Source organism: Bradyrhizobium sp. STM 3809 (genome assembly GCF_000239795.1).
In the GTDB taxonomy this organism is placed as follows: domain Bacteria; phylum Pseudomonadota; class Alphaproteobacteria; order Rhizobiales; family Xanthobacteraceae; genus Bradyrhizobium.
The window spans coordinates 1-3,915 of the sequence record NZ_CAFJ01000219.1; the positions used below are offsets into that span (position 1 = coordinate 1).

Here is a 3,915-nt window from a genome sequence, read left to right on the forward strand (position 1 = left end):
TAACGGCTGCTTCGCACTCTCCCCGGGGACCGGGCGTTCTTGCCCCCGTCACCGGCCCATCGTCGGCCAGCTTGGCATCAGCGTCGGGATGTCAGGACCATGCGACTTGACCGTCCGCGCCATGACGTTCGTCCGCGCGCCCAAGGGCCCGCTGCGCCATGCCGCGTCCACCGCATCCCGCCTCCACGTTCGTGACGACCGCGAAGCGCCCCTCGTGAGTGAGGCGGGACGCGCGGAAACATCGATCTGATTTGCCCGACGGCACAAGGCTTGAAGGCTGCGACATGGTAACGCGACGGGCAGAATGCGAGTTTCGCGGATGCCCGCCACACCCGCCGCCGTCGTCCCGGCCTTGAGCCGGGACCCATACCCACAAGCGGGTGTGATGACGAAGAACGCTGCTCCGGCTCGCTCAACAACGAACGACGGTGGCTATGGGTCCCGGCTCGAAGGCCGGGACGACACCGTTGGTGTAGCGCGATCTTGCAGGACAGTCCGCGATCTCAACGCTCGATCATCCAGCGCGTCACCGCCTGGTGATAGTTCATCGGCCCGGGCACGGTCTTGTAGGTCTTCAGATAGCGAAAGCCGGCCTTCTGCAGCGCGCGGTTGGGCGCGACGTTGTAGGCGTTCGGTTCGCAGAACAGCTGCTTGAGCTGCAGGCGCTGGAAATAGAGGTCGATGCTGCGGCGGACGCATTCGGTGCCGAGGCCGCGGCCGCGCAGTTCGGGATCGGTGATATGCAGGTGCATGTGGGCACGGTTGCCGAACACGATGCGGTCGCAGCTCGAAAAGCCGATGGGACGGCCGTCGAGGCGCCAGGTCACGAGCAGCGCCGCGCGCTCGGTGATCGGGGTCTCGTAGAGAGACTTGAACAGGCTGGACCAGACCGGGCGGGTCGGCAGCCGCGTCGGATCGATGCCCATCAGGTCGAGCTGCTCGATGCTCGACGAATAGAAGTAGTCGATGACGACCGCGGTCTCGGCGAGTTCCATGTCCTTGACGTCGAGAGTCATCGCGGCATCCTCTTCAGCAGGCCTCAAGGTGCTGAGCATGCGGGCAGCAGTGGGGCGGCGCCATTCCGATGGGGTCAATCGCGACATCGATGAAGCGTTACAGCCGATCCGCGCGCAAAATTTCAGACCGCGGCGCGCGGGACAAGCAGCCGTCGGTTGCAGGGTCGGCCGTCGCTCTCACGACAGTCAGTTTGGATATGAGATCGAGCCGCGCGCTCTTTCGTGAGCTCTCCCCGCCGACGACAGGGCGATCGCATATGACGATCGGAGTTGCGCGCCCATCCGCGTCCACATTGTCATGGCCGGGCTTGTCCCGGCCATCCACGTCGTTCGGCGTCCTGGGATGGACGTGGATGCCCGGGACAAGCCCGGGCATGACGGAGTAACAATTAGGCGGGCGTTTTCGCCGCAAGCACCGCGCAATCAGCAAAGCGGTACGGGAGGCGCCACCGGTTTAGAGAAAAGAGCGCGCCGCGCCCTACTCCGCCGCCGTCACGCTCTCCGGCGCCTTGGCGCCATTGCCATAGCGCTGGTCGATATAGTCGATGACCAGGGCCTTGAAGTCGTCGGCGATGGTGGGCCCGCGCAGGGTGCGGAACTTCTTGCCGTCGACGAAGACCGGGGCGGCCGGGGCCTCGCCGGTGCCGGGCAGCGAGATGCCGATATTGGCGTGCTTGGATTCGCCGGGGCCGTTGACGATGCAGCCCATGACGGCGACGTTGAGCGCCTCGACGCCGGGATATTTGGTCTTCCAGGTCGGCATCTCCAGCCGGATGAAATCCTGGATCGAGCGCGCCAGCTCCTGGAACGTGGTCGAGGTGGTGCGGCCGCAGCCCGGGCAGGCCGCGACCAGCGGCACGAAGGTGCGGAAGCCCATGGTCTGCAGCAGCTCCTGCGCGACCTGGACCTCGAGGGTGCGGTCGCCGCCGGGCTCGGGAGTCAGCGAGATGCGGATGGTGTCGCCGATGCCCTGCTGCAACAGAATGCCGAGCGCGGCCGAGGAGGCGACGATGCCCTTCGAGCCCATGCCGGCCTCGGTGAGGCCGAGATGGATGGCGTAGTCGGAACGCGCGGCGAGATCCTGATACACCGCGATCAGGTCCTGCACGGCCGAGACCTTGGCCGAGAGGATGATGCGGTCCTTCGGCATGCCGAGCTCCTGGGCGCGCTCGGCCGAGTGCAGCGCCGACTGCACCATCGCCTCGCGCATCACGGCGCGGGCGTCGCGCGGGTTCGCGGACGCCGCGTTCTCGTCCATCAGCTTCGACAGCAGCTCCTGGTCGAGCGAGCCCCAATTGGCGCCGATGCGCACCGGCTTGCCGTATTTGTTGGCGAGCTCGATGATGGTCGAGAACTGGGTGTCGCGCTTGTCCTTGAAGCCGACATTGCCGGGATTGATGCGGTACTTCGCTAGCGCCTCGGCGCAGGCCGGGTGCTCGGTCAAGAGCTTGTGGCCGATATAATGGAAGTCGCCGATCAGGGGCGTGGTGATGCCGCGCTTGTCGAGTTGCTCGCGGATGTGCGGCACGGCGGCCGCGGCCTCGTCGCGATCCACCGTGATGCGCACCACCTCGGACCCGGCGCGCGCCAGCGCTGCGACCTGGGCGACCGTGCTCTCGACATCGGCGGTGTCGGTGTTGGTCATGGACTGGACCACGATCGGCGCACCGCCGCCCACGGCGACGTTGCCGACCATGACTTTGGTGGTCCGATGCCGGGGGGCGGGTCCGGCGACATCGGTCTGGGTCAGTGTCTCGGGCTTGTTCATGGCGGCTCGGATATCAGGTTTTGGTGACATTCAGCAATGGATCAGTCGCGGCTGCGACCGCGCGGTTCGGGCGGTTTACGAGAAAAAGACCAATGATCACAAGCACGGCGGCGAGGCCAAAGGCCAGGGTCAGGGCGTCATGCAGGATGAAATAGCTCGCCACCACGCCGAATAAAGGGGTGATGAAGGTAAATGCCGACAATTTGCTGGCCGAATAGGCCTTGATCAGCGCGAACCAGATCGTGAACGTGGTGCCGACCACCCAGATCGCCTGATAGGCGAGCAGCCCCAGGACGAACGGACTGGGAACGTGCGTCAGCCGCTCGCCGGCGATCAGCGCGGCCGCGGCCATGATCGGGACGGAGACGGCGACCTGGTATCCCAGTGCCCGCTCCGGGGCGATCAGGCGCATCCGGGTGCCCTTGATGAAGACGGTGGTGACGCCCCACAGCAGTCCGCCGCCGACCACCAGGAGATCGCCGAGCAGGACGCGGCTGTCGACATTGGCCTGGGGGATGCCGATCGCGAGCGCCACGCCGGTGAAGCTCATGGCGAGTCCGCCCCATTGCGCCGGGCCGAGCCGCTCGCCGAGGAAGCGGAACGAGCCGAGCGCGACGAAGAACGGCGCGGTGTACAGGAAGACCACGGCGCGCGAGGCCGAGGTCAGCAGCAGGCCCTGGTAGATCAGCACGAATTCGAAGCCGAACAGCGCGCCGGCGATCAGGCCGAGCCAGAGCGTGCCGTCGCGCTCGAACATCTTCACGCCGCGCAGCTGCGCGAACACCAGCAGCACCGGCAACGCGCCGGCCGAGCGGAACGTCGCCTGCAGCATCGGCGGCACTTCGGGCAGCGCCAGCTTGATCGCGATCTGGTTGAACGCCCAGGACAGGCAGAGCACGAGCGTGACGGCGATCGCGCCCGGGCCGAGCGGCCGGGTGGCGGCGGACGAGGTGGACGTTGCGGACACGAGGACTTGGACTCCCGAAAGCGTTTCGTTTTTGTTGGACCGCCAGCGATGCGATCAGTCGATCGGATAAGGACGTATAGCAGCAGCGGCGATGTCGATCACTCTCCCCCTGCGGCACGGCCCAGATCACGATCGCCGTGTTAAACTCGTTTGTCTCCCCAATC

At 66.2% G+C, this 3,915-nt stretch carries 3 protein-coding genes; all 3 read right to left on the reverse strand.

The genetic code is table 11. The features are described 5' to 3' along the window. Positions 1 to 503: 503 nt before the first annotated feature. The gene (locus BRAS3809_RS11930) at positions 504 to 1,016 is read right to left on the reverse strand and encodes a GNAT family N-acetyltransferase (RefSeq protein WP_008962349.1); all 513 of its coding nucleotides are present in this window, start codon (positions 1,014 to 1,016) and stop codon (positions 504 to 506) included. A gap of 478 nt (positions 1,017 to 1,494) precedes the next feature. Then, on the reverse strand, positions 1,495 to 2,784 hold the full coding sequence (ispG, locus tag BRAS3809_RS11935; protein WP_008962350.1) for a flavodoxin-dependent (E)-4-hydroxy-3-methylbut-2-enyl-diphosphate synthase: 1,290 nt from the start codon (positions 2,782 to 2,784) through the stop codon (positions 1,495 to 1,497). A gap of 13 nt (positions 2,785 to 2,797) precedes the next feature. Further along, entirely contained in the window at positions 2,798 to 3,751 is a 954-nt protein-coding gene (locus tag BRAS3809_RS11940) for a DMT family transporter (protein WP_008962351.1), read from the reverse strand. Between the last annotated feature and the right edge of the window lie 164 nt (positions 3,752 to 3,915).

Bases quoted from the DNA above. Each gene is read 5' to 3' on its own strand.
- BRAS3809_RS11930 (WP_008962349.1), bottom strand. From the start codon at position 1,016: ATGACTCTCGACGTCAAGGACATGGAACTCGCCGAGACCGCGGTCGTC.
- ispG (WP_008962350.1), bottom strand. From the start codon at position 2,784: ATGAACAAGCCCGAGACACTGACCCAGACCGATGTCGCCGGACCCGCC.